Annotated in this window: 24 protein-coding genes; 12 read left to right on the forward strand and 12 right to left on the reverse strand. The window is 62.3% G+C overall.

Features of this window, described 5'->3' with window-relative positions; translation table 11 throughout:
* Positions 1–18: 18 nt before the first annotated feature.
* Positions 19–1,380, reverse strand: coding sequence for a leucyl aminopeptidase family protein (locus tag NKK50_RS10755; protein ID WP_023745286.1), 1,362 nt, complete (start codon positions 1,378–1,380; stop codon positions 19–21).
* A gap of 237 nt (positions 1,381–1,617) precedes the next feature.
* Here NKK50_RS10755 and NKK50_RS10760 point away from each other — a divergent pair, with 237 nt between their 5' ends.
* On the forward strand, positions 1,618–2,439 hold the full coding sequence (locus tag NKK50_RS10760; protein ID WP_023745285.1) for a tetratricopeptide repeat protein: 822 nt from the start codon (positions 1,618–1,620) through the stop codon (positions 2,437–2,439).
* A gap of 113 nt (positions 2,440–2,552) precedes the next feature.
* Here the strand turns inward: NKK50_RS10760 and NKK50_RS10765 are convergent, their stop codons facing one another.
* The 9 genes from NKK50_RS10765 to NKK50_RS10805 all read right to left on the reverse strand — a co-directional run bounded on the left by NKK50_RS10765 (position 2,553) and on the right by NKK50_RS10805 (position 11,662).
* A complete protein-coding gene (locus NKK50_RS10765; protein ID WP_023703460.1) occupies positions 2,553–3,569 on the reverse strand; it encodes a type II secretion system F family protein in 1,017 nt (338 codons plus the stop codon).
* A 39-nt stretch (positions 3,570–3,608) separates the two neighbouring features.
* A complete protein-coding gene (locus tag NKK50_RS10770) occupies positions 3,609–4,622 on the reverse strand; it encodes a type II secretion system F family protein (RefSeq protein WP_023703461.1) in 1,014 nt (337 codons plus the stop codon).
* A 29-nt stretch (positions 4,623–4,651) separates the two neighbouring features.
* A complete protein-coding gene (locus NKK50_RS10775; protein WP_023745284.1) occupies positions 4,652–6,157 on the reverse strand; it encodes a TadA family conjugal transfer-associated ATPase in 1,506 nt (501 codons plus the stop codon).
* A 29-nt stretch (positions 6,158–6,186) separates the two neighbouring features.
* Positions 6,187–7,470: a CpaE/TadZ family protein gene (locus NKK50_RS10780; RefSeq protein WP_023681982.1), complete on the reverse strand. Its 1,284-nt coding sequence runs from the start codon at positions 7,468–7,470 to the stop codon at positions 6,187–6,189.
* 54 nt (positions 7,471–7,524) lie between these two features.
* Positions 7,525–8,262 (reverse strand): CpaD family pilus assembly protein, encoded by a 738-nt coding sequence (locus NKK50_RS10785; protein WP_023745283.1) that lies wholly within the window; start codon positions 8,260–8,262, stop codon positions 7,525–7,527.
* A gap of 14 nt (positions 8,263–8,276) precedes the next feature.
* A complete protein-coding gene (locus tag NKK50_RS10790; protein ID WP_023681984.1) occupies positions 8,277–9,809 on the reverse strand; it encodes a type II and III secretion system protein family protein in 1,533 nt (510 codons plus the stop codon).
* Complete coding sequence (gene cpaB, locus NKK50_RS10795; protein WP_023681985.1) at positions 9,806–10,618, reverse strand: Flp pilus assembly protein CpaB; 813 nt, start codon at positions 10,616–10,618, stop codon at positions 9,806–9,808. The genes NKK50_RS10790 and cpaB overlap by 4 nt, the downstream gene beginning before the upstream one ends.
* A gap of 205 nt (positions 10,619–10,823) precedes the next feature.
* Positions 10,824–11,342, reverse strand: coding sequence for an A24 family peptidase (locus NKK50_RS10800; RefSeq protein ID WP_023703464.1), 519 nt, complete (start codon positions 11,340–11,342; stop codon positions 10,824–10,826).
* 149 nt (positions 11,343–11,491) lie between these two features.
* A complete protein-coding gene (locus tag NKK50_RS10805) occupies positions 11,492–11,662 on the reverse strand; it encodes a Flp family type IVb pilin (RefSeq protein ID WP_023681987.1) in 171 nt (56 codons plus the stop codon).
* Positions 11,663–12,009: 347 nt separating this feature from the next.
* Here NKK50_RS10805 and NKK50_RS10810 point away from each other — a divergent pair, with 347 nt between their 5' ends.
* From NKK50_RS10810 to NKK50_RS10820, 3 genes are all read left to right on the forward strand, one after another.
* Complete coding sequence (locus tag NKK50_RS10810; protein ID WP_023681988.1) at positions 12,010–12,432, forward strand: pilus assembly protein N-terminal domain-containing protein; 423 nt, start codon at positions 12,010–12,012, stop codon at positions 12,430–12,432.
* 153 nt (positions 12,433–12,585) lie between these two features.
* Positions 12,586–13,203, forward strand: coding sequence for a TadE/TadG family type IV pilus assembly protein (locus NKK50_RS10815; protein WP_050587055.1), 618 nt, complete (start codon positions 12,586–12,588; stop codon positions 13,201–13,203).
* 30 nt (positions 13,204–13,233) lie between these two features.
* Positions 13,234–13,869, forward strand: a complete 636-nt coding sequence (locus tag NKK50_RS10820) for a TadE/TadG family type IV pilus assembly protein (protein WP_023681990.1) — start codon at positions 13,234–13,236, stop codon at positions 13,867–13,869.
* Positions 13,870–13,897: 28 nt separating this feature from the next.
* Here the strand turns inward: NKK50_RS10820 and NKK50_RS10825 are convergent, their stop codons facing one another.
* Positions 13,898–14,851, reverse strand: a complete 954-nt coding sequence (locus tag NKK50_RS10825) for a phosphate/phosphite/phosphonate ABC transporter substrate-binding protein (RefSeq protein ID WP_023818811.1) — start codon at positions 14,849–14,851, stop codon at positions 13,898–13,900.
* Positions 14,852–15,026: 175 nt separating this feature from the next.
* On the opposite strand from NKK50_RS10825, the gene NKK50_RS10830 reads away from it, so the two are divergent.
* The 5 genes from NKK50_RS10830 (at position 15,027) to dnaA (ending at position 20,781) form a co-directional block, all read left to right on the forward strand.
* Positions 15,027–16,265, forward strand: a complete 1,239-nt coding sequence (locus NKK50_RS10830) for a phosphopentomutase (protein WP_023669580.1) — start codon at positions 15,027–15,029, stop codon at positions 16,263–16,265.
* Positions 16,258–17,148, forward strand: a complete 891-nt coding sequence (mutM, locus tag NKK50_RS10835) for a bifunctional DNA-formamidopyrimidine glycosylase/DNA-(apurinic or apyrimidinic site) lyase (protein ID WP_352543364.1) — start codon at positions 16,258–16,260, stop codon at positions 17,146–17,148. Before NKK50_RS10830 ends, mutM begins: the two co-directional genes overlap by 8 nt.
* A gap of 40 nt (positions 17,149–17,188) precedes the next feature.
* A complete protein-coding gene (locus NKK50_RS10840) occupies positions 17,189–17,962 on the forward strand; it encodes an enoyl-CoA hydratase (protein WP_352543365.1) in 774 nt (257 codons plus the stop codon).
* Positions 17,963–18,121: 159 nt separating this feature from the next.
* A complete protein-coding gene (gene rpsT / locus NKK50_RS10845) occupies positions 18,122–18,388 on the forward strand; it encodes a 30S ribosomal protein S20 (RefSeq protein WP_023681995.1) in 267 nt (88 codons plus the stop codon).
* A gap of 848 nt (positions 18,389–19,236) precedes the next feature.
* Positions 19,237–20,781, forward strand: coding sequence for a chromosomal replication initiator protein DnaA (gene dnaA, locus NKK50_RS10850; RefSeq protein WP_031195619.1), 1,545 nt, complete (start codon positions 19,237–19,239; stop codon positions 20,779–20,781).
* Positions 20,782–20,808: 27 nt separating this feature from the next.
* On the opposite strand, the gene NKK50_RS10855 is transcribed toward dnaA, so the two are convergent.
* Positions 20,809–21,084: a hypothetical protein gene (locus tag NKK50_RS10855; RefSeq protein ID WP_155922476.1), complete on the reverse strand. Its 276-nt coding sequence runs from the start codon at positions 21,082–21,084 to the stop codon at positions 20,809–20,811.
* Between NKK50_RS10855 and dnaN the strand changes: the two genes are divergently transcribed.
* From dnaN to NKK50_RS10870, 3 genes are read left to right on the forward strand one after another with little or no spacing between them, the layout of a single operon-like run.
* A complete protein-coding gene (gene dnaN / locus NKK50_RS10860) occupies positions 21,083–22,201 on the forward strand; it encodes a DNA polymerase III subunit beta (RefSeq protein WP_023669575.1) in 1,119 nt (372 codons plus the stop codon). The two genes, NKK50_RS10855 and dnaN, sit on opposite strands and share 2 nt — an antisense overlap.
* Positions 22,202–22,259: 58 nt before the next feature.
* Positions 22,260–23,405: a DNA replication/repair protein RecF gene (gene recF / locus NKK50_RS10865; protein ID WP_023669574.1), complete on the forward strand. Its 1,146-nt coding sequence runs from the start codon at positions 22,260–22,262 to the stop codon at positions 23,403–23,405.
* 31 nt (positions 23,406–23,436) lie between these two features.
* A complete protein-coding gene (locus tag NKK50_RS10870; RefSeq protein ID WP_023740762.1) occupies positions 23,437–24,192 on the forward strand; it encodes a molybdopterin-synthase adenylyltransferase MoeB in 756 nt (251 codons plus the stop codon).
* Position 24,193: the final 1 nt, after the last annotated feature.

Here is a 24,193-nt window from a genome sequence, read left to right on the forward strand (position 1 = left end):
TGGTGGCCGTCTCAGGCGTCAGGCATAGCGCCTCGAAATGACCCGCTCCAGTGCACGGATGCCTTGCGCCTCTCCGCCGGCGGGTCCGTAGGGGCGATCGGACGGGTTCCAGGCGAAGATGTCGAAGTGCGCCCAGCCCGTTGTCCGTTCGACAAAGCGCTTGAGGAACAGCGCCGCGGTGACCGAGCCGGCGAAACCGTCCGTGGTTACGTTGTTGATGTCGGCGATCTTCGACGCCAGCCTGCCGTCATAGGGTCGCCACAACGGCATGCGCCACAACGGATCCTCGACGGCCACGGAGGCCGCAGCCAGTTCGGACGCCAGCGTTTCGTCGCCAGTGTAGAAAGGCGGCAGATCGGGCCCGAGCGCGACACGCGCTGCCCCGGTCAGCGTCGCCATGTCGATCAGCAGTTCCGGCTCCTCGTCATCGGCCAGCGCCAGCGCATCGGCCAGCACCAACCGCCCTTCGGCGTCGGTGTTGCCGATCTCGACGGTAATGCCCTTGCGGCTGGTCAGTACATCTCCAGGCCGGAAGGCGTTGCCGGCAATCGAATTCTCGACCGCCGGGATCAGGACGCGCAGCCGCACCTTCAGCCCGGCAGCCATGATCATCGAGGCCAGGCCCAGCACATTGGCGGCGCCGCCCATATCCTTCTTCATCAAGAGCATGCCCGAGGACGGCTTGATGTCGAGGCCGCCAGTGTCGAAACAGACACCCTTGCCGACCAGCGTCACCTTCGGCGCGCCTTCGGGTCCCCAGACCATGTCGATCAGGCGCGGCGCGCCGACCGAGGCGCGGCCGACCGCATGGATCATCGGGAAATTCTGCTTCAGGAGATCATCGCCCTTGATCACCGACACCTCGGCCTTGTGAGTGGCCGCCAGGGTCCGAACCGCCTTCTCCAACTCGTCCGGTCCCATGTCGCTGGTCGGCGTGTTGACCAGGTCGCGCGCCAGGAAGACGCCGTCGGCGATGCCCCGGACACGTCCTGGATCTACGCCGAGCGGCAGCGCGAAACGCAGCGCCTTGCCTGATTTCTTGCCGTAGCGAGTGAAGACGTAACCACCGAGCACCAAGGCTATGACCGCGAGTTCCGGCTCGGCGGGAGCGGCGGCAAAATGCCAGTCGCCTTCCGGCAAGGCTCTCGCCAGCATGCCGACGGCCAGCGCGCCCTCGCCGTCACCGACGCCGAACAAGGCGCCAGCAAGGGAACCGTTGTCGCCCGGGACGGCGAGCGTCCTGCCGGCTTCGCCGGAAAAGCCGTTGGCGGCCGCCCATGCGATCGTGGAAGGCGAAAGCCCCAAGGCCTCCAGTCCATCCCTCGCGACCAGATGGATCGGCAAGGCAGTGTTTAGTGTCTCGACGAGTTCGACGGGCATTCGATGGTCTCCGGGAGGCTTGCAGATCGTCCTCAGTCAAGTGACAGGGACGTCGAATGATTTCAACATCTATGCACAGAGCCGGGCATGGGACGTGCCAGGTCAGTGGCTTCCGGCGGGCCGTTTACCGATCCGACGGCTCGCTTTTTAACTGTCCGTTAGGGTTAACAGAATATTTCTGCAGGGATGAAGATGGCCACGTGAATGGCCACGCCCAGAATGGAGAGCCCCGTGCCGATGCCCACCAGCCGAAGGATGAACGTCACGGGCAAACGGTTGGTCACCACAGCGCTGCTGATGGCGCTGGCGGCCGGTGCTGCGGGGTGCGGAACCAGCAAGCTCACGACCGGCTCGATCGGGCGCACCAGCGGCAAACCGCTGGAAACCATGTCGGCCGGCGAGTTGCACGGGGCGACCGGGCGGCTCGGCGAATCCTACGCAAAGAACCCCAACGACAAGCGGCTGGCGACAAATTTTGCGGCGGCGCTCCAGATGGACGGCGATGCCGACCAGTCGCTTGCCGTGATGCGCAAGCTGGCGATCGCCTACCCCAAGGATCGCGACGTGCTTGCCGCCTACGGCAAGGCGCTGGCCGCCAACGGCCAGTTCGAGCCGGCGCTCGACGCCGTGCGCCGGGCGCAGACGCCGGAATATCCGGACTGGCGGCTGATGTCGGCCGAGGCCGCCATTCTCGACCAGCTTGGCCAGAAGGATGAAGCGCGCCAGAACTACCGCAAGGCGCTGGACCTCAAGCCGAACGAACCCTCGATCCTTTCCAATCTCGGCATGTCCTATGTGCTGGAAGGCGATCTGCGCACCGCCGAGACCTATATGCGCTCGGCAGCCCAGCAACCGAATGCCGACAGCCGGGTGCGCCAGAACCTTGCGCTGGTCGTGGGACTGCAGGGCCGCTTCGACGAGGCCGAGAAGATCGCCTCGCAGGAGCTTTCGCCGGAACAGGCGCAAGCCAATGTAGCCTATCTTCGCGAGATGCTTGCCCAGCAGAACGCCTGGAGCCAGCTCAAGGATCAGGACAAGGCAAAGGCGGCGACCAACTGAGCGCCGCATGGGCGCCGGCTCCGCACAGCGCAAAATCCGTCCACGCATCAACGCTGAAAACCAAGAGCCGCACTGCATTGGCAGTGCGGCTCTTTGTATGGCTGCAACGAGGCCTACTGGCTTGAGGAATTGTGCTGGTCGCCGAAGATGCCGCGCTGGCTGACCTGAATGCCGGCTGGGCCCAGAATGATGGCGAACAAAACCGGCAGGAAGAACAGGATCATCGGCACGGTAAGCTTCGGCGGCAGGGCGGCGGCCTTCTTCTCGGCTGCATTCATGCGCATGTCGCGGCTTTCCGCGGCCAGCACGCGCAATGCGTGCGCCACGGGTGTGCCGTAGCGTTCCGCCTGGACCAGTGCCTGGGACACTGACTTCACCGATTCCAGGCCGGTACGAGCCGACAGGTTTTCATAAGCCTGCTTGCGTTCCTGCAGGTAAGAGAGTTCGGCATTGGTCAGCACGAATTCCTCCGCCAGCGCCACCGATTGCGAACCGATCTCCTCGGAGACCTTGCGCAAGGCAGCCTCGACCGACATGCCCGACTCGACGCAGATCAGCATCAGGTCGAGCGCATCCGGCCACGCCGCCTGGATCGACTGCTTGCGCTTGGCGGCACGATTGTTGACGTAAAGGATCGGCGCGTAGAAGCCGGCGTAGGCGACGAGAATGCAGACGAACAGTTTCGCGAAGGCCGGCCGGTCAGGCAGTCCGCCGAGCACGAACAGATAGATCGCTGCCAGCGCGAAACCCACAAACGGCAGGATCAGGCGGAAAAACAGGAAGCGCGTCAGCGGGTTTTGGCCACGAAAGCCCGCCACCTTGAGCTTCTGCAACGTGCCTTCATCGGCCAACGCACGCCGCAGGTCCAGCCTGTCGACGATGTTGCGCATGCCGATCGACTGCTCTTCCCGCAGCCCCTTGCGGCGGCGATCGGCTTCGTTGGCAAGCCGCGAGCGCTGCTTGGCGCGCAATTCGTCACGCTCCAGCGCCACCGATTTCATGCGCGCCTTGAGCTGATTGCCGCCAAGCGCCGGCAGTAACGTGAAGACGGTCGCGAACACCGCAACGCCGACCAGCAATGCGATCAGGAAGGCAGGATCGGTCAGCGATTTTACGACTTGGTCGGTCATCCGTTTTCAGTCTTTTCGTTCGAGCTTTCCAAGGTGGGCCTAAACTTCAAAGTTCATCATCTTGCGCATCACCAGAATGCCGATCGACATCCACACGCCGGAACAGCCAAGGATCAGATTGCCGGTGCTGGTGGTGAACAGCGGCATGATGTAGTTCGGGCTCGACAGATAGACGAGAAGGGCGACGACAATAGGCAGCGCGCCGATGATGACGGCCGACGCCTTCGCTTCCATGGACAGCGCCTGGACCTTGGCCTTCATTTTCTTGCGATCGCGAAGCACGCGCGAAAGGTTGCCTAGCGCCTCGGAGAGATTACCGCCGGCCTGTGACTGGATCTGGATAACGATTCCGAAGAAACTTGCCTCGCTGCACGGCATGGTCTCAGCCATGCGCAAGGTGGCGTCGGGGATGGACATGCCAACCTGCTGCGAATCGACGATCCGGCGGAACTCGGTCTTGACCGGCTCCGGCGATTCATTGGCGATCAGGCGAATGGCGTCGTTGAGCGGCAGGCCGGATTTGACGGCGCGCACGATGATGTCGAGGGAGTTGGGAAATTCGTTGAGGAACGCCTTGACCCGGCGCGCGCGGCGAAACGAGACGAACCAGCGCGGCAGGCCGAGCGCGCCGGCCAGAAGCGTACCCGGCAGGACAAGTAGCGGCGCGCCGGCGAGATAGGCGAGCACCGTCAGCGCGATGCCGCAAATGACGGAGTAGATATAGAAACGCTCGATCGAGACCTGCATGCCGGCCTGACGAATCTGGGCCTTCAACGGCGGCTTCTTGACGGCGAGTTCGTTGGTTTTCTGCTTTTCGTCGAGCTGTTTCAGCGTGTCCTGGACAGATTTACGCCGCTTGACCGCCTCCGCGACACGGTCGCGCGAAGCCTTGACGACCGAACGATCGGTCTCGGCGGCCTTGATCGTCTCGAGCCGCTTGCCGGCCTGCTTCTCGTTGCTCATCTTGGTGAACAGGAAGGCATAGGCGACCGCACCGGCGCTGAAGCCGGCGAGCACGATGAACGCCAGTACGGTGGTATCAATTCCGAACATCGACCTCAGTCCCCACGCCTCGATATGCGTTAGTCAGCGCGTTTCTCCATCGATTCCAGAGCATTGGCGAGGCGCTGTTCCTCGCCATAGTAGCGGGCGCGATCCCAGAAATGCGGACGGCCGATGCCGGTCGACACATGCTCGCCAAGCAGCCTTCCGTTCGAGTCCTCGCCCTTGATGTTGTAGAGCACGATGTCCTGCGTGATGATGACGTCACCTTCCATGCCGATCACCTCGGTGATGTGGGTGATGCGGCGCGAGCCGTCGCGAAGGCGTGCTGCCTGGATGATGACATCGACGGAGCCGACGACGATTTCACGCACGGTCTTCTGCGGCAGCGAATAGCCGCCCATGGCGATCATCGATTCGATACGGTTCAGGCATTCGCGCGGGCTGTTGGAGTGGATCGTTCCCATCGACCCGTCATGGCCGGTGTTCATCGCCTGCAGCAGGTCGAAAACCTCCGGTCCGCGCACTTCGCCGACGATGATGCGTTCGGGCCGCATGCGCAAGCAGTTCTTGACCAGGTCGCGCATGGTCACCTCGCCTTCGCCCTCGAGATTGGGCGGGCGGGTTTCGAGACGTACCACGTGCGGCTGCTGCAGTTGCAGTTCGGCCGAGTCCTCGCAGGTGATGACGCGTTCCTCGCGGTCGATATAGTTGGTCAAGCAGTTGAGCAGCGTCGTCTTGCCGGAGCCGGTACCGCCGGAGATGACGATGTTGCAGCGGACGCGGCCGATAATCTTGAGTATCTCGGCGCCCTGCGGCGAGATGGCGCCGAACTTGACCAGCTGATCGAGCGTCAGCTTGTCCTTCTTGAACTTGCGGATGGTGAGCGCGGTGCCGTCGATGGAGAGCGGCGGCGCGATCACGTTGACGCGAGACCCGTCAGGAAGACGGGCGTCACAGATCGGGCTCGATTCGTCGACGCGGCGGCCAACTTGGCTGACGATGCGCTGGCAGATGTTGAGCAGCTGCTGATTGTCGCGGAAGCGGATGCCGGTCTGTTCGACCTTGCCGTTGACTTCGATGTAGACGTTCTTGGAGCCGTTGACCATGATGTCGGCGATATCGTCGCGGGCGAGCAGCGGTTCCAGCGGCCCGTAGCCTAGCACATCGTTGCAGATGTCGTCGAGCAACTCTTCCTGCTCGGCGATCGACATTGCGAAATTTTTGATGGCGATGATGTCGTTGACGATATCGCGGATTTCCTCGCGCGCGCTCTCGGGATCGAGTTTCGCAAGTTGCGACAGGTCAATGGTGTCGATGAGCGCGGAGAAGACCTGGCTCTTGGTGTCGTAGTAGGTTTCGCTTTTTTCGCGCTGGATCTTTTTTGGCGGCTCCGGCGCCATCGACGGCGCCTCAACGGCACGGCGAGTTGGCGGCGTTGCCAGCGCTCCCGGCGGCGGCGCTGCCGGGGGTCGGGCAAGTACCCCCATCTCCGCAGGCGTTGCAGCAGCCGGCGCCGCTGACGCTGGCTGACGGAACTCCGGGGTGAACCGGCCGCCGTCGTCGGAGCCTCTTTTTCCAAACATGATCGACTACCAATTTCGCTTGAGAAGCGTCATTTCTTGTTACGCGAGAGCTTGCCGAGGAGGCCGCCAAGGCCTGCCTTCTTCCTGGCCTTGATTTCGCTGCGACCGGTCAGCACGTGCGCGATTTCGTTGATCATGCCGACGACCGGGCTCTTGGGATCCATCTCGCCCAGCATGCGGCCGTTGTTCGCGGCATTTCCAAACAACAACGGGTCGAAGGCGATGACCGACATCGGCGTGAGGCTGAGCGGCTCGGCGAAGTCGGAAGCGGAAATCTCGGGCCGTTTCGGCACGCCGGCCTGATTGATGATCAGTTTCGGCGGCGGATCGTTCGGGCGAAGACGCGTCAGCATATCGACCAGATTCTTGGTGTTGCGCAGATTGGCCAATTCCGGCGTCGCAGTGATGACGATCTCGTCGGCCTTGATCAGTGTGTTCTTGGTCCAGCCCGTCCAGATATGGGGGACGTCGAGCACCAGCAGCGGCACGCTGCGCTGGGCGGTATCGATGAGTTGCGTGAAGGCATCGGGATCGAAATCATAGACACGTTCGAGGGTGGAGGGCGCGGCGAGCAGCGACAGATGTTCGGCGCACTGGGCAAGCAGACGGTCGAGATAAACCTCGTCGACGCGTTCGGGCGAAAACACGGCCTCGGCGATGCCTTGCGCAGGGTCCTGGTCGAAGTTTATGTTGGCCGTCCCGAAAGCCAGGTCGAGATCGGCGACGACCACTTCCGACTTGAACAGCGATGACATCGCCCACGCCACATTGTGGGCGATGGTCGAGGAGCCGACGCCACCCTTGGCGCCGACGAAGGCGATCGAGCGGCCGATCGGCTCGGCTTCCGGATCGACGAAGATCGACGAAACCACCGAGACAATATCGGCCATCGACACGGGCGCGATGACGTATTCGGAAATACCGAAGCGGATGAGTTCGCGGTAAAGACCGACATCGTTGTAGTGGCCGATCACCACGACTTTAGAGGAGGGATCGCAATATTCTGAAAGCTGGGCAAGCTGCTCCAGCAACTGCTTCGGTTCGCTGCGCGACTCCAGAAGGATGAGGTTCGGCGTCGGCGCGGATTGGTAGAATTCGATCGCCGTGGCGATGCCGCCCATATGCACTTTCAGATGCGCCTTGGCCATGCGGCGATCCTCGCCGGCCCGCTCCACCGGATGCGCGACACCTTCCGTCTCGCAAAATGCCTGGATGGAAATACGCGGAACCGGCCGCAGCGCCTGCATCGCGGCAATATCCAATTGCGAGCTGTCGCCGCCGTCTACGGGCGTATCGTAGGCAAGATTGCTCATTGTCATGCTCTTTTCCGTGACTTCTCTTCCGGTCTCTACGCGGGACCGGCGCTCCTAGTACGTCACTTCCGAATTGCCGAGGAACTCGTCCGAAATACCTCTGCCGCGGTAGACGTCGATCACCGCGCCGCGGTTCTCGGCGTCGATGTCGGACGACTTTCTTGGCCCGAGCAGATCGGTCGGATTGGCGAGTTGCGCGGCGAGGTTGTTTTGAGACGAGCAGCCGTAATCGGCGTAGTGCTTGTTTTCGGAGGTTTCGAGGATGTCTTCGGGCCAGCGCCCGCATTTGTCGGTCTGGGCTCTCACCGAAATATAGGAAACGCGGATAGGCGCCGACGCTTCCGGGGAAACCGACTGGTAGGAGGTCACCACGATCCGGTTTAGCTTGATGCCGCTGGCAACCGCCAGCCTTGCGAAATCGCGCGCCGCGGCAGTCGCCGCGACCTCATTAGCCGAGCCGATCGGGGTTGCGATCGTCAGCGCCGGGGCAGCGCTCTTGTCGTAACCGTCGAGGAAGCCCAGAAGCGTGTCGCGCTGCGAGCCGGTCATGCCGCGATCGCCGGCGCCGACCGGGAGGTCGAGCTTCTGGTTCTTCTCAGCAATTACGATCGGATGCGTGGTGCGATAATCATCGGGAATCGCCCCAACCGTGATGCTGTCGCGCTTAGCGCAACCGGCAAGCGAGGCGGCGATCGCGACCGCCAGGATCGGCATTGCCGATCGGCGGATCCGGCCACGGCCAGACCATGCCTTTGCGGCAATCGCCAGTACCTTTGATGCTGACTGAGACATGTCCGCTTCCCCGCTTACTTGTAGATGAAGCCGACAACGCCGTGGTAGCGGCCGTTGGGCTTGTCGGTCTGCATGGTGCCGTAGACGCGGTTGACGCGGCCAAGGAACATGGCCGGACCATCGCCGGCGGCATTGAAATTGTCGTCCGGCTTAGCCAGGTCGTTGCGCGCCACCGGCCGAGCCAGATAAGGCGTGATGATGATGACCAGTTCAGTTTCATTGCGGACGAAATCGCGGCTGCGGAATAGCGTGCCGAGCACCGGGATCTTGGTCAGGCCGGGCAAGCCCGATACAGCCTGGCGGACGTCGTCGCGAACGAGGCCGGCAATCATCATCGAACCGCCCGACGGCAATTCGACGGTGGTGTCGGCAAGTCTCTTGCGGATCGACAGAAGCGTCAGGCCGGGCAAGCTGCCGCCGCCTTCCAGGGTGGTAGCACCTTCCGAGGTCGGCTCCGAAACCGATGTTCTGACCTTGAGGCTGATCCGACCCGCCGACAGCACAACGGGCTGGAACTCGAGGCCTATGCCGTATTCCAGCTTTTCGTTGGTGTAGGTGACCTGGCCGGTCTGGTTGTCGGTCGAAACGTTGTTCGTACGTGCCGTGATGAGATTGAATTCGCCGCCGACCCTGAACGTTGCCTTCTCGCCCGAAACCGCGGTGAGGGTCGGTTCTGCAAGCGTCTTCATGACGCCGCTTTGCTCCATGGCATTGATGTAGGCTTTGAGGCCACTGCCGCCCAAGTTAAAGCCTGAATTCTGCGAAAGCGGCTTTCCCAAACCGTAGTTGGGCGAACTCAGCGCACCGTAGGCGATGCCGTCCATGCTGCCGCTGCCAACCATGTTGACGCCGAGCTGCTTCATCACCGAGCGGCTGACTTCGGCCACGGTCACCTTCAGCGTCACTTGGTCGTCGCCGATGATCTGTAGCAGGTTGACGATCTTCGAGACCCGGCGTTCGGCATCCGGGTTGTTGATGTCGACGCCGCCATTGGCATTACCGCCGGCCGCGGTCTGCGAATACTGGCCCGTCGTCGCTTCACCGCCGGACACGAAGATGGTTGCCAGATCGACGGCGCGCTTGGCATCGAGCGGCGTATCCACCGTCCCGGTCAGGACGACGTTGTCGTTCAGCAATTCGACCTTGATCTCGGCATTCGGAAGGAAGCGCTTGAGGTAGTCTTCCAATCCGGCGACGTCGCGTTCGACGGCCAGATCCAGGCTGGCAATCTGCTCGCCATTGGGACCGAAGACGAAGATGTTGGTTTCGCCCACCGACTTGCCGAACAGATAGATGCGCCTTGCGGTGCGGGTCACCGCATCGGCGACCGCGGGATTGGCGACAAGGATGTCGTAGGCGTCGCTCGGCAGATCGATGACGACCGATTTGTTGAGGCCGAGCTTGACACGTTGCGTGGCGGTCGAGGCCGTGACCCCGACGCTCTTTCCGGCGGCCTTGGCGTCGCCGAGGCCACTTGCATGGGCTCCGAGGAAAAGCAGGCCGACGGCTGCAGCCATGGTGACCGGCAGTTTAGCGACTAACCTCATTTCCTTGCCCCTACTTCGGAAACTTCGCCCGATTTGATCAACCGCACCGTTCCGCGCCGCCCACTGCCGGAAACGAGGTAGTCGGCTTCATCGGTACCCTTTTCCTTGTTGTCGGTGATCGAGCGCAGCGCCAGCGTCAGGCGATCGGCCATCTGCTGGGCGACGGTTATGATCTCGGCCTGCTGCGGCGTCAGCTCCAGCGTCGCCGTCTGTCCGACCCTGGTCTTCTTGCCTTCCTCGTCCTCCTGGATGGTCTGATCGATCGCCAGGACGCGGATGTTCTTGAGGATGGTCTCGGTGGTGAATCCGCTGCCGCCGTTGCCGGTGTCGGATCTGCGGGTCATGATGACGTCGACAAAATCGTTGGGCAGGATGAACCCGCCTGCCGACGTGTCAGCCGAGATCGCGGTGGCGACGGCACGCATGCCGGTGGGCAGGATCGAAGACATGAAGCTTTGCCCCTCGCCGATCAGCTTGGAGCGCCGCAGCGGCTCACCGGTGTACATCGCCATGCGGGCGACGGAGCCCTTCAGTTTCTCCCGCGCTTCGGGTTCGGCGGCACGGGTGATGAAATTCGCATTGATGCCATCGGACGGCCAGGACTCCCAGCTGAGATTGTTCTCAAGTGGGCTGCCCATCGGCACGTCGCCGGAAAGCACGAGCACATCCTGCAAGGCAATGGCCGGCGCCTGCGGGGCATCGGCGACGACCTGCTGGGGCGGGACCGCCACCATATTCTTGGCAACATAACCTGCACCACCCGCCGCAGCCACCGCCACGCCCAGAATAATCAGTCGGGATGCTGGCATCTGTCCGAACCCTCGCCTTTAGGCAACCACCTAGCCAGGCCGGACTTTGCAGCGGCAATCGTCAAAACAAGGTTAATGCAATGCTTACGATCGTGATTAATTTAAGGTTTACATAAATTGGACGGACCCGTGCTCCGACGACAGAAAGGGCGAACAGCGGCCTCTTTTCAGACCGATGTCGGAGCGGCAAAGGTTGCTTGCTGTTTCAGTTCGCCAGCTTTGCCAGTGCCCAAACCATCAGGGGTGAATCCGGATAGGTCAGCAGCCCGCCAATGCCGAGTGCAATGCCGTAGGGAACGCCAGTCGTGTCGTCGGCGAAATGGCGCAGGAATAGATTGTGGCTGGTGTAAATCGCCAGCGGCGATTTCCGGTAGAGAAGGATGGCGAGCGTCAGCAGTCCGCCGATGAACGTCGATATCACGAGATACTCGACAAGGTGAATGTTGAACCCCATCCAGACGGCGGTGCCGGCGAGCAGCTTGGCGTCGCCGCCACCCATGCCGCCGAGTGCAAACAGACCGAACGTCACGGCCAGCACCAGGCCGCCGGCGGCGAAATGCCAGCCATAGGTTGCCCAGTCCATGGCCGTCAGCGGCGCAACCAGCGCAAACACCGCCAGCAGCAGCACCGGTACGCGGTTGGCGATCGTCATCGACAGCATGTCGGAGATCGCGGCGAAGAGCATGCAAAAAGGAAAGATGACGAAGATCAACGCTTCGAGCATGGGCGCGACACCCTGTTGCCAACTGTATCCAGCCTCAGCCTAGACATATATGATTAACGATCGATGAGACTGGGTTACTCAAAACCACCCGACGCGATGAAATAAGGGCCGCCAGTCAGGCGGCCCCTATCTCTAAGGCAACCAGTGTATTACGAACCACTCACCTTACCGGCGATGGCGATGAACTTGTTGTTCAGGGCGTTGCCGAGCTGACCAGCGCCAAAAATGATGGCAAGCGCGATGAGAGCGGCGATCAGACCGTATTCGATAGCGGTCGCGCCGGATTCGTCCTTCGCGAAACGTGCGATGAGATTAGACATTCGAGAGCTCCTACTCCACGTGTTACAGCACTTCCGTCAACTTCTGTGGTGGTTGATCGGATGCTGCCAATCTACGGAGAAGCTCTTTCAATCGGCTTAATAAACAGCCTTACCGATTCCTTTCCCGCTTCGAACAGCTTGCGTGGTTAACCGTAAACTAAACGCTGGACAGTAGCTCGCCTGCCCGTGAAGAGCTGTAATTTCACGGCTATCGGCAGGATGCATTGTTATATCAGCTGGCAGCAGGATTGGTGCGAATACCCCGGCGCCGGTCAAGGGTTTAACCGTTGGTTCACCAATCTCCTTCATGTTTCTTTGAACAAGTTTTGCCGCTGTGGAGCGCCTTGATGACTGCCATGAAATCGTCATTCCTGCTTGTCGCGCTTCTCGCCGTCCCGGCTTTTGTGCTGCCGGCCAAGGCCGGAGCCGGCATCGAAGTGACGATGAATCAGGCCAAGATCGTCAAACTGACACGCCCCGCCGACACCATAGTCGTCGGCAATCCGGCGATTGCCGACGCCTCCGTCCAGGATGCATCGACGATCGTACTGACTGGCAAGGGGTTCGGCGTCACCAATCTGGTTGTCCTCGACCACGATGGCAGCCCGATCGTCGACGAGCAGGTGACCGTGGTGCGCCAGGACGCGTCGTCCGTGCGTATCTACAGGCGCGCCTCGGTACAGACCATGTCCTGCACGCCCTATTGCGAAAGCTCGTACAAGAGCGACTCGGAAAAGTCCTCCGAAGCCGAGATGAGCGCTGGGCAGTAAGCGCCTCAGTTGGCTCGATTGTCTCGGGAAAGCCGCGTCGGTTAGCGGCCGGTTAATGTCGCCTGGTCGAATTTAACGGTCATTCAAACCGGAGCTAAATGGGTTCTTGATAGTGGTGCTGACGGTACCGCATCAGGATCGCAGGAACGGGATATGGGCGACGTTTTGGACGAGGATTCAGAACGCGAGATCTGCAAGGCCAAGGCAGGGCGCGTGACGTTTGCCCGTCGTTTCCTTCGTGATCGGCGCGGCAGCACGGCGATAGAATTCGCGATGCTTGCGCTACCGTTTGCGGCTCTCGTCTTCGCCATCCTCGAGAGCTGCGTTTCATTTGCCGGACAGGAGGTGATGGCCAACATCACCGATGATATCGCCCGTCAGTTGCGTACTGGCCAGTTGAGGCAAGCCGATGTGACGGAAGAGAAGCTGAAGGGCTTGGTCTGCGCCAGACTCGAGATCATTGTCGCGAAGGGTTGCCCCGGTTTGCTGGTGGATCTGCGCCCGTTCAAGACCTTTGCCGGGGCAGCCAGTGCGGGTTTCACGATTTCCGGCTCGACCATCACGCTGACGGGCAAGGATCCGGATACAGGCAAGGACCCGGCTTTCGGGACCCCTACAATAGGTCCGGCAGAATCAAAGAACATGCTGCGGGTCTTTTACCCTTGGCCGGTCATGACCGATTTCATGGCTCAATACATGTCGAATATGGATGGCGGCAAGACTCTGCATTACGCGACGACAACGTGGCAAAACGAGCCATTCGACAACTGAAATTGCACGTGTAAGCAAAAGGAAAAGTGCATGTTTCGTGCGGGGGCACATCCGGGGATGTCGGTTAGCTGGAAGAGAGCGGCGCGGTTTTTTTCCGATCGGCGCGGCATAGCGGCCGTCGAGTTTGCCCTCATCGTGCCTGTCTTGCTGATCATGTATTTCATTACGATGGAGGCCTCGCAAGCCATCGAGGCCAGCAAGAAGGTCAGCCGCATCAGCTCCATGGTTGCCGACCTCGTCACGCAGCAAACGTCGGTGGTCAACGCAGATCTCACCGACATCATGAAGATCGGCAACTCCAGCCTTCAGCCTTACAACCGCTCGGTCGCCAATATCTCCATTACGGCAATCGACATCAGAACCGACCCGAACAATCCGATACCGCAAGCAAAGGTGGCGTGGTCCTGGAGCGTGCTGGATGGGAAGACTGGCCGCGACTCCAACCCGACAACTTCCACCACCGTTCCGGCGACGCTCAATGTTGCGGGGACTTTCCTCATTCGTGTCAAAACCACTCTAGCATACCAACCGATCATCTCCTGGTCGGAAGGCTCCGAAAAGCCGCTCGGATTTATCTCGGCCTTCAACGAAGGCAAGATAACGATGAGCGAAACCTACTATCTCAGGCCGCGCCGGACCACGTCGATCCCCTGCAGCGATTGCTGAAGCAGCTCTGGCCCATCCGACCCCGGCTTTATTGCGCGCCGCTGTCGGTGCTGCCCGACACCAGGCGCACGATGGAATCGGCCATCGCATAGTCACTCGCAGCGGCGAGCGTGAACCCTCCCGAATGTTTCGATTCCACGAAATCGTAGACTTCCGGCGACTGCGATCTGAGATTGGTGAGGAAGACGGTCAGTCGGCGTTTGGCTTCGGGGTCGAGATCGCTGCGGACGGCGTGAGGGCCGTATCTGAGCACGCCGGAGGTCCAGATGATCTGGAGCGCGGCTTCTGGAATGCCCGCCGCCTCCAGTCGCGCCGCCGTGCCGTCCGGATCAGCCGGCTGATCGCCAGCAATCGCCGTCCGGTTTTCCGCCGTGGCCCGCTCCCAGCCGAACAAGGCATCGGCCTGGCCATCGACCAGCATCGCTTCTGCGGCGGCAGCCGAGCCGGCATGAGCGAGGAATGGCGCATCCTGGCTGATCTTGATGCCGTCGGCCGCCAGCCCGGCGAGCGGTAGAAGCGAACCGCCGACATTGTCGGAAGGCGCCATGGCGATGCGGTGCGTTTCCAGGGCCGCGAGATCGGAAAGCCTGCCGTCGCGCGTCAAAAGCACGGAGCGGATGCCCGTGGCACCGTCGGCATCGACCGGCGCCACAAGAGGTTCGACGCAGCCGCAGCGCTCCGAGGCGGTGGCGTAGGCGGTCGCCGAATAGACCGCGTACTGAATCCGGCCATTGGCCTGTGCCTCTATCAGCGCCGCATAGTCATGCGCGACGACGAATTCCACCTTCATGCCGAGCGCCCTGCCGTAGGCGTCAGTCAGCATGGCCAGACCCGGAACCGTGTTGCCGGCGCCCGGCTCGGCAACGATGCCGATCCGAAACGTGCCGATCTGGTCGCGCCAGTCGGCGTGCGCGGCGAGATGCGAGGCCAGCAGCGCTACAGTGGTCGCCAGTGCACTCCAACCCAGGTCAGCCCGTCTCATCGATCCATGCCCCGCACGCCGTTCCTTGAAGCGCATCGCATGTCTCAAGGATGCGTACAGCGCGCCTGCCCGACTTCGCGACCATCGCGTCAGGCCGTTGCCGCCTGGTTTACGATTTGCCAATGCCGCGACGGGACCTTATGTCTGGTCAACCAGACTGGCAATGACGGCACCGATGGCACGCGCTTTCCTCTTCGTTCTCGATTCTTTCGGCATTGGCGGCGCCGCCGATGCCGAACCCTATGGCGACGCCGGCTCGAACACATTCGGACATATCGCGCTGGCCTGCGCGGAAGCCCGCGCCGATCGCGAGGGCCTGCGCGAGGGACCGCTGAAGGTGCCCACCATGGTTTCGCTCGGTCTCGGCCGCGCAGCAGAAACCGCAACCGGCTTCCAATTCGACAGCAAAGCCGCTGTTTCAGCCTCCGCTTTCCACGGCGCCGCGCAGGAGATTTCGAGCGGCAAGGATACGCCGTCGGGTCACTGGGAAATCGCCGGGCTGCCCGTGCGGTTCGACTGGGGCTATTTCCCCGATAAGGTGCCCGCCTTCCCTGCCGAACTGACCGAAGCGATGATCCGCGAGGGCAAGGTGCCGGGCATTCTCGGCAACTGCCATGCGCCCGGCACGGAGATCATCGAGCGCTTCGGCGAGGAGCATATCCGCACTGGCCAGCCGATCTGCTACACCTCCGTCGATTCCGTCCTGCAGATAGCAGCGCACGAAGTTCATTTCGGCCTGGAGCGGCTCTACGAGTTCTGCAAGACGGTACGCCGGCTGGTCGATCCGCTGAAGATCGGACGGGTGATCGCACGGCCTTTCCTGGGCGAAACATCGGCCACCTTCGAGCGCACCTACAACCGCCATGACTACGCCGTGCCGCCGCCTGAGCCGACGCTGCTCGACCGCTTGACCGGGCGCGGCAGCCGGGTGATCGCGGTCGGCAAGATCGGCGACATCTTCGCCCACCGCGGTATCTCGGAAGTACGCAAGGCGCCCGGCAACATGGCGATGTTCGACAAGGCGCTGGGCGCGATGGACGATGCCGGCGACGGCGACCTGGTGTTCGCCAATTTCGTCGACTTCGACACCGAGTTCGGCCATCGCCGCGACGTCGCCGGCTATGCTGCAGCGCTCGAAGCCTTCGACCGCCGGCTGCCCGAGGCACTGGCAAAGCTGAAGCCGGGCGATCTGCTCATCCTCACCGCCGACCATGGCAACGATCCGACATGGCGTGGCACCGACCACACGCGCGAACGCATCCCGGTCATCGGCACCGCACCAGGTCTCACGGGCGGCGACATCGGGCTCAGGACCACCTTCGCCGATATCGGCGAGACGGTCGCCGAACACCTCAAGCTGGCGCGCGGCCGCCACGGCGCTTCCTTCCATGCGGCGATAGGCGGCCATGCCTGAACTGCCCGAGGTCGAAACCGTCCGGCGCGGCCTGCAGCCGGTTCTGGAATGCGCGCGGATCGTGCGCGTCGAGGCGCGCCGGCCCGATCTCCGATTTCCGTTTCCGGCGAGATTTGCGCAGCGGCTGACCGGCAAGACCGTCATCGCGCTTGGCCGCCGCGCCAAATATCTCACCATACACCTGGACGATGGCCCGGTGCTGATCTGCCATCTCGGCATGTCGGGCTCGTTCCGCATCGAGGCCGCTGATGACAAAGAGACGCCCGGCACGTTCCATCAAGAGCGCTCGAAGAATGCCAAGCACGACCATGTGGTGTTCCATGTCGTGTCGCCTGTCGGCGTCCAGTCTCGCGTGGTCTTCAACGACCCGCGTCGCTTCGGTTTCATGCTGTTTGCGGAAGGCTTGGCCGAGGCGCATCCGATGCTGGCGGGACTGGGCGTCGAGCCGACCGGCAATGCGCTGGAAGGCGCCTTGCTCGCCTCTCTGCTGAAGGGCCGCAGATCGCCGTTGAAGGCGGCGCTGCTCGACCAGAAGCTGATTGCCGGGCTCGGCAATATCTATGTGTCGGAAGCGCTGTGGCGCGCCGGCCTTTCGCCATTGCGCGAGGCAGGCACCATCGCCGGGACCAGCAAGAAGGCCAAGGAACAGAGCGAACGACTGGCCGAGGCAATCCGTTCGGTGATCGCCGATGCGATCGCCGCCGGCGGGTCATCGCTGCGCGACTATGTGCACACAGACGGGTCGCTGGGCTATTTCCAGCATTCCTTCGCGGTCTACGATCGCGAAGGTGAGCCCTGTCCGACGCCCGGCTGTCGCGGCCACATCGAGCGCATCGTGCAAAGCGGCCGCTCGACCTTTTATTGCCGGACCTGCCAGCGGTAAGCTAGACGGTCCTTCAGTGCCGCAACCAGGAGGCCAGCCCATGAGCTATGAAACCATCATCGTCGAGACGCGCGGCAAGGTCGGCCTGATCACGTTGAACCGGCCCAAGGCGCTCAACGCGCTGAACGAGCAGGTGCTGGCGGATTTGCTGACGGCGGCAAAGGGGTTCGACGCCGATCCCGGCATCGGCGCCATGGTCATCACCGGTTCCGAGAAGGCTTTTGCGGCGGGCGCCGACATCAAGGAAATGCAGGCCGTCACCTACGCGGAGGCCTATGTGCAGGATTTCTTCGTCGGCTGGGAAGAGTTTACCCGTGCGCGCAAGCCGATGATCGCGGCGGTCGCCGGCTATGCACTGGGCGGCGGCTGCGAACTGGCGATGATGTGCGATTTCATCATTGCCGCCGACACGGCGAAATTCGGCCAGCCCGAAATCACGCTCGGCGTCATTCCCGGCATGGGCGGGTCGCAACGGCTGACCCGCTTTGTCGGCAAGTCGAAGGCCATGGACATGTGCCTGACCGGTCGGATGATGGATGCCGCCGAAGCCGAGCGCAGCGGCCTGGCCTCGCGCGTCGTGCCGGCCGGCGAGTTGATCGAGGAGGCGATGAAGGCCGCGGCCAGGATATCAGAGTTTTCACTGCCATCGGTGATGATGGCCAAGGAGGCAGTCAACCGCGCCTACGAGACGACGCTGGCGGAGGGACTGCGCTTCGAACGCCGGCTGTTCCACTCGCTGTTTGCGCTCGACGACCAGAAGGAAGGGATGGCCGCCTTTGCCGAGAAGCGGAAGCCGAATTTCACCAATCGCTAGAGTGGCGGCGGCGAGGACCAAAAAGAAGCCAAAGCGGCGTTGACGCGCCGGAAAAGCTGAACTATAAGCCGCTCCAACCGAGGCGGCCGTTGGCTGCCCGTTTGTTTTTTGCGCCCTGCGGCATCCCGCATGCGCCCACCAGATCAGAAGAGAGGCATCATGGCCAATACCTCCTCGGCCAAAAAGGCAACGCGCAAGATCGCCCGCCGCGCAGCGATCAACAAGAACCGCCGCTCGCGCGTGCGTACATATGTCCGCCAGGTCGAAGAGGCACTGGCTGCCGGCGACAAGGCAGCCGCGCTGGAAGCCTTCAAGACCGCAGAGCCGGAATTGATGCGCGCCGCGACCAAGGGCGTGATCCATAAGAATACGGCATCGCGCAAGGTGTCGCGTCTGGCTCACCGCCTCAAGGTGCTGTCGGCCTGATTGACCGTTCCTGAACTGTCGTTCTTTCAAACCCGGCCAATCGCGCCGGGTTTTTTCGTTTGCCGGCAAGCACTTAAAAAGAACGGCCGCAAAGCATGCCCGAGCCGCATTCCAGAGTCCGGAATGCTTTGCCGGCACATACACTCCCACTGATATTCCAATCCGCCAAACGGCCCACGCCAATAAATTTGGCTGTCACAAATTGCTGATATTTTTCAGTGGCTTGCTGGAAGTGATCCACAGCTTGTTCACATCGCCTGTGGGCGACAGGCAGCAAGTTGGTGTCAAGCGAATTATTTCAGAAAATTTCAAACCGCACAGCCATTTTCATATTCGCGGCAAAAGGGTTTGAATCCCAATGGCTTTGTCAAAATATGCGCTTCCAGCACGGAGCCCGAACCGTTGTTCACTAACCAGATTCCTTAAAAATCCGTTAGAGGTGGCCTTGCCCTATCCACAGCGATTTCGGTAATGTCGATCTATCGAAAGGGACGGGCCATTAGCCCTTAACCCAGCCTGAATCGGCCAGCTTAACAGTGGCAGAATTCATGACGTGGATCAATTCCGCGAACGGGTATGGCTTGCCTTTTCGATACGATAGGGGACTGGCGTAATTGTACATGGCAGCTTGATGGCGCACCGGCGTTTTCGCCGGGCAGCACCGCTTTGCCCGAACATGTCAGACGGACTGGCTTTAAGCAGCCGGGACCGATCCCTTTTTGACGAGGCAACGTCATCCGCCGGCGGCGGCGGTGGTGTTGTAGCGAAGATACGGTCGCCGGAAACATGGGTGCAGGAGGCGCACTCCCGGCGGGAAAAAGGTACAAAGGAAAAAGGGACGCACAATCATGCAGAGCGGCATCGAGCGGGAGCTTACGGGCGACCTGCCATTTCCCGGAACATTGGTCGGAGCGCACGATATGGCGGCTTCCAGCGACGCGGAACAGAAGTTCGACCGGGTCAAGGCCCAGTTGAAGGCGCGCCTGGGAACCGAGGTCTATTCGAGCTGGTTCGGCCGTATGAAGGTGGCTGAGGCTTCCCGGGGCATTGTACGCATCTCGGTGCCCACGGCCTTCCTGCGCTCGTGGATCAATGGCCATTATCTCGATCTCATCGCCGATCTGTGGAAGCACGAGGATCCCGAAATCCTCAAGATCGAGATGGTCGTGCGCACCGCGACCCGTCCTGCCCGCAATGGCGTCGAACCCGAGGCCGTGCCGGCGCGCAAGATGACCAAGCATACGCAGACCGCATTGGCGGCCGGCACGGTCGGCCCCGGCAGGGTGGAGCGGGCGCCCGCCCCTCGTCCCGGCACGCCGATCGAGAGCGAATTCCGGCACAATGTGCTGGGGTCGCCGCTCGACCCGCGCTACACGTTCGGCTCCTTCATCGAAGGCCCGTCGAACCGGGTGGCTTTCGCCGCAGCCAAAGCCGTGGCGGAATCGCAGTCGAGCGCGGTGCGCTTCAACCCGCTGTTCCTTCATGCGACCGTCGGGCTCGGCAAGACGCACCTTTTGCAGGCGATTGCGGCCGAATCCCTGAAACAGAACCCGAAATCGCGCGTCGTCTATCTGACGGCCGAATATTTCATGTGGCGCTTCGCCACCGCGATCCGCGACAACAATGCGCTGACGCTGAAGGAACAGCTGCGCGACATCGACCTCTTGATCATCGACGACATGCAGTTCCTGCAGGGCAAGTCGATCCAGCACGAATTCTGCCATCTCATCAACATGCTGCTCGACAGCGCCAAGCAAGTGGTGGTTGCCGCCGACAGGCCGCCGTCGGAACTGGAATCGCTGGAACCGCGGGTGCGCTCGCGCCTCAATGGCGGTGTCGCGCTGGAAATGTCGGCGCCGGACTTCGCCATGCGCATCGGCATGCTCAAGCTGCGGCTTGCCACGGCCAAGGTCGACGATGCGTCGCTCAATATTTCGGAGGAGATCCTCAACCATGTCGCCCGTACCGTCACCGGCAGCGGGCGTGAGCTGGAAGGCGCGTTCAACCAACTGCTGTTTCGTCAGTCGTTCGAGCCGGCGATCACCATCGACCGCATCGACGAGATCCTGGGGCACATCTATCGCTCTGGCGAGCCGAAGCGGGTGCGCATCGAGGACATCCAGCGCATCGTGGCGCGCCACTACAATGTGTCGAAGACCGAGTTGCTGTCCAACCGGCGCACGCGCACCATCGTGAAGCCCAGGCAGGTCGCCATGTACCTGTCGAAGGTATTGACGCCGCGCTCGCTGCCGGAGATCGGCCGGCGGTTCGGCGGGCGCGACCACACCACGGTGCTGCATGCGGTGCGCAAGATCGAGGACCTTTCCGGCGTCGACAACACGCTGGCGCAGGAACTGGAACTGTTGCGCAGGCTGATCAACGACCAAGCCTGATCGGCGCGGCAAACGGAGCGCGCCGGGTTAGAGTATTCGGTCGTCGCGCTTTAAATTTTCTTGTTTTGATGCATGTCGTTGTCCCAAAACCGCTGCGCAGTTTTCGGCGACATGCATCGGTTGCCGGCCAACGTCCGCTTTATCCCCAGAAAGCCCGCTTAACCGGCGCGAACCGGTGGCCCGGACTTGCGTTTGCTGGCTTTTTCCTGTCAGTTTGCATAGATTCTGAGCCTGTTCAGACCTTTCGCGGGGCGCCGCCCACTGGTGACCCGTCCATTCATTCAAGCGAGCCTGTTTCGTCATGCGTGTTATCCTGGAACGGTCCAATCTCCTGAAGTCGCTCAACCACGTTCATCGCGTGGTCGAGCGGCGCAATACCATACCGATCCTGTCGAACGTGCTGCTCAGCGCCGAGGGCGCCAGCCTTGAAATGAAAGCCACCGACCTCGACCTCGAAGTGACCGAAGCGACGCCGGCAAAGGTCGAGCGCGGCGGGGCGACGACGGTTCCGGCGCACCTCCTCTACGACATCGTGCGCAAGCTGGCCGACGGCGCCGAAGTGATGCTGAAGACCGATGAGGACGGCAACGCCATGACGGTGACGTCGGGCCGCTCGAGCTTTCGCCTGCAGTGCCTGCCGCAGTCCGATTTCCCGGAGCTTTCGGCGGGGTCCTTCTCACACATCTTCCGGCTCGATTCCGTCGCCCTGAGAGGCCTGATCGAAAAGACCCAGTTCGCCATCTCCACCGAAGAGACGCGCTACTATCTCAACGGCATCTACCTGCACACGCATGAAACTGGCGGCAAGCTGAAGCTGCGTTCGGTGGCGACCGACGGTCACCGCCTGGCGCGCGCCGAGATCGACGCTCCGGCCGGGTCCGAAGGCATGCCGGGCATCATCATTCCGCGCAAGACGGTCAGCGAATTGCAGAAGCTGGTCGACGATCCCGATGTCGCGGTGACCACCGAATTGTCCGACACCAAGATCCGCTTCACCATCGGCAGCGTGGTTCTGACCTCGAAGCTGATCGACGGCACTTTCCCGGACTACCAGCGCGTCATTCCGACCGGCAACGACAAGAAGCTGATCATCGACCGCCAGAGCTTCGCCGCCGCCGTCGATCGCGTCTCGACCATTTCCTCCGAGCGCGGCCGCGCGGTGAAGCTTTCGATCACCGAAGGCCAGGTGACGCTTGCCGTCAACAATCCGGATTCGGGCAGCGCCACCGAGGAACTGGCGGCCGACTATTCGTCCGACCCGATCGAGATTGGCTTCAACGCCAAATATCTGCTCGACGTCGCTGCTCAACTCACCGGCACGGAAGCCAAGTTCATGCTGGCCGATGCCGGCTCGCCGACGCTGATCCACGACATGGCCGATGAGACCGCGCTCTACGTGCTGATGCCGATGCGGGTGTAGCCGCACTGCGGCACACTGCAGCATAGTGATTGCGGCGACTTCTACAGGCGGATAGCGGTTGCCGGAACAAAATCACATAAGTAAGCTCACACTTACGAATTTCCGCAATTATGCGGCGTTGTCGATCGGCTTTTCACCCGGCGCGGTGGTGTTTTCCGGCGACAATGGCGCCGGCAAGACCAATCTCCTGGAAGCCATCTCGCTGCTGACGCCTGGCCGCGGCCTGCGCCGGGCGCCCTATGTCGACGTGGCCCGCGAAGGCGGCGATGGCGGCTTTGCGCTGCACGCAAGGCTCGACGGGCCGGAGGGGCAGGTCGAGATCGGCACCGGCATCACCGGGGGTGAAGCGGCCGGCGAGGGCGGTCGCAAGGTGCGCATCAATGGCGCGCCGGCACGGTCGGCCGACGCCATGCTGGAATGGCTGCGCGTGGTCTGGCTGACGCCGGCCATGGACGGCCTGTTCCCGGGGCCTGCCGCGGACCGGCGGCGCTTTCTCGACAGGCTGGTGCTTGCGATCGATCCCGGCCACGGCCAGCGCGCGCTCGACTATGAGAAGGCGATGCGCGGACGTAACCGATTGCTTACGGAAGGTTCGCGAGACGGCGCATGGTTCGACGCCATCGAGATGCAAATGGTCGAAACCGGCGTGGCGATTGCCGCGGCGCGCGCCGAGCTGGTGCGCCTGCTGGCCGCCATGATCGACAGGTTGCCGTCCAGCGGGCCGTTTCCGCAAGCCGACATCAGCCTCTTCGGCGACCTTGAAAGCCATGTCGCCTCAGCACCCGCTGTGGATGTCGAGCAACGCTATCGCGACGCCCTTGCCGACGGCCGCGAGCGCGACCGCGCCGCCGGACGCACGCTCGACGGCCCGCACCGTTCGGATCTACTGGTGCGCCACCGCCCCAAGGCGATGCCGGCCGAACTCTGCTCGACCGGAGAGCAGAAGGCGCTGCTGGTCGGCATCGTGTTGTCGCACGCAAGGCTGACCGGCGAGATGTCGGCGATGACGCCGATCCTGTTGCTCGACGAGATTGCCGCGCATCTCGATGCCGGCCGGCGCGCCGCGCTGTTCTCGATCCTGGAGGAGCTGAACTGCCAGGCCTTCATGACCGGAACCGACGCCGCGCTGTTTTCCAGCCTGAGGGGACGCGCGCAGTTCCTCACCGTCGACCACGGCACGGTTGGGCCAACCGAAGAGACCTGACAAGGTTTTTGCTCCGCTATATGGTCGGGCAATGACCCCTGCCGCCCTCACCGACGAAGAACTCGAACGCTATGCCCGCCACATCGTGCTGCCCGAGATCGGCGGCGCCGGCCAGCAGCGGCTGAAGCGCGCACGGGTGCTGGTGATCGGCGCCGGCGGCCTCGGCGCACCGGTGCTGGAATATCTCGCTGCCGCGGGCGTCGGCACACTTGGCATCGTTGATGACGACATTGTCTCGCTGTCCAATCTGCAGCGGCAAGTGATCCACGCCACCGATACTGTCGGCGCGGCGAAGACCGAGAGCGCCAAAGCAGCGATCGCCCGGATCAATCCCCATGTCGCGGTGGAATTGCACGATTTCAGGCTGACGGCCGACAATGCTGCCGTTCTCGTCGCGCGCTACGACGTGGTCGTCGACGGCTCCGACAATTTCGAGACGCGCTATGTGGTGGCGGATGCCTGCGCGGCGGAAAAGCGGCCGCTCGTGCATGCCGCCGTCGGCCGCTTCGACGGCTCGGTGACGGTGTTGATGCCGTTCGGGACCGGCGCCGACGGCAGACCGAACCCTGGATATCGCGACCTCTTTCCTGAAGCGCCGCCGGAAGGACTGGTGCCGTCCTGCGCGGTGGCCGGGGTCGTCGGTGCGCTGACCGGCGTCATCGGCACCTTGCAGGCAATGGAAGCCATCAAGCTGATCACCGGTATCGGCGAACCACTGGTCGGCCGGCTGCTGCTCTACGATGCACTGTCGGCGCGCTTCGACACGATCCGTTACAAGAGAAACTGAG

It is taken from the genome of Mesorhizobium sp. M0001 (assembly GCF_040324255.1).
In the GTDB taxonomy this organism is placed as follows: Bacteria; Pseudomonadota; Alphaproteobacteria; order Rhizobiales; family Rhizobiaceae; genus Mesorhizobium.

What these genes read in the sequence shown, in the direction of transcription:
- NKK50_RS10755 (WP_023745286.1), bottom strand. Translation starts at nt 1,380, where the DNA reads ATGCCCGTCGAACTCGTCGAGACACTAAACACTGCCTTGCCGATCCAT.
- NKK50_RS10760 (WP_023745285.1), top strand. Translation starts at nt 1,618, where the DNA reads ATGCCCACCAGCCGAAGGATGAACGTCACGGGCAAACGGTTGGTCACC.
- NKK50_RS10765 (WP_023703460.1), bottom strand. Translation starts at nt 3,569, where the DNA reads ATGACCGACCAAGTCGTAAAATCGCTGACCGATCCTGCCTTCCTGATC.
- NKK50_RS10770 (WP_023703461.1), bottom strand. Translation starts at nt 4,622, where the DNA reads ATGTTCGGAATTGATACCACCGTACTGGCGTTCATCGTGCTCGCCGGC.
- NKK50_RS10775 (WP_023745284.1), bottom strand. Translation starts at nt 6,157, where the DNA reads ATGTTTGGAAAAAGAGGCTCCGACGACGGCGGCCGGTTCACCCCGGAG.
- NKK50_RS10780 (WP_023681982.1), bottom strand. Translation starts at nt 7,470, where the DNA reads ATGAGCAATCTTGCCTACGATACGCCCGTAGACGGCGGCGACAGCTCG.
- NKK50_RS10785 (WP_023745283.1), bottom strand. Translation starts at nt 8,262, where the DNA reads ATGTCTCAGTCAGCATCAAAGGTACTGGCGATTGCCGCAAAGGCATGG.
- NKK50_RS10790 (WP_023681984.1), bottom strand. Translation starts at nt 9,809, where the DNA reads ATGAGGTTAGTCGCTAAACTGCCGGTCACCATGGCTGCAGCCGTCGGC.
- cpaB (WP_023681985.1), bottom strand. Translation starts at nt 10,618, where the DNA reads ATGCCAGCATCCCGACTGATTATTCTGGGCGTGGCGGTGGCTGCGGCG.
- NKK50_RS10800 (WP_023703464.1), bottom strand. Translation starts at nt 11,342, where the DNA reads ATGCTCGAAGCGTTGATCTTCGTCATCTTTCCTTTTTGCATGCTCTTC.
- NKK50_RS10805 (WP_023681987.1), bottom strand. Translation starts at nt 11,662, where the DNA reads ATGTCTAATCTCATCGCACGTTTCGCGAAGGACGAATCCGGCGCGACC.
- NKK50_RS10810 (WP_023681988.1), top strand. Translation starts at nt 12,010, where the DNA reads ATGACTGCCATGAAATCGTCATTCCTGCTTGTCGCGCTTCTCGCCGTC.
- NKK50_RS10815 (WP_050587055.1), top strand. Translation starts at nt 12,586, where the DNA reads ATGGGCGACGTTTTGGACGAGGATTCAGAACGCGAGATCTGCAAGGCC.
- NKK50_RS10820 (WP_023681990.1), top strand. Translation starts at nt 13,234, where the DNA reads ATGTTTCGTGCGGGGGCACATCCGGGGATGTCGGTTAGCTGGAAGAGA.
- NKK50_RS10825 (WP_023818811.1), bottom strand. Translation starts at nt 14,851, where the DNA reads ATGAGACGGGCTGACCTGGGTTGGAGTGCACTGGCGACCACTGTAGCG.
- NKK50_RS10830 (WP_023669580.1), top strand. Translation starts at nt 15,027, where the DNA reads ATGGCACGCGCTTTCCTCTTCGTTCTCGATTCTTTCGGCATTGGCGGC.
- mutM (WP_352543364.1), top strand. Translation starts at nt 16,258, where the DNA reads ATGCCTGAACTGCCCGAGGTCGAAACCGTCCGGCGCGGCCTGCAGCCG.
- NKK50_RS10840 (WP_352543365.1), top strand. Translation starts at nt 17,189, where the DNA reads ATGAGCTATGAAACCATCATCGTCGAGACGCGCGGCAAGGTCGGCCTG.
- rpsT (WP_023681995.1), top strand. Translation starts at nt 18,122, where the DNA reads ATGGCCAATACCTCCTCGGCCAAAAAGGCAACGCGCAAGATCGCCCGC.
- dnaA (WP_031195619.1), top strand. Translation starts at nt 19,237, where the DNA reads ATGCAGAGCGGCATCGAGCGGGAGCTTACGGGCGACCTGCCATTTCCC.
- dnaN (WP_023669575.1), top strand. Translation starts at nt 21,083, where the DNA reads ATGCGTGTTATCCTGGAACGGTCCAATCTCCTGAAGTCGCTCAACCAC.
- NKK50_RS10855 (WP_155922476.1), bottom strand. Translation starts at nt 21,084, where the DNA reads ATGACGAAACAGGCTCGCTTGAATGAATGGACGGGTCACCAGTGGGCG.
- NKK50_RS10870 (WP_023740762.1), top strand. Translation starts at nt 23,437, where the DNA reads ATGACCCCTGCCGCCCTCACCGACGAAGAACTCGAACGCTATGCCCGC.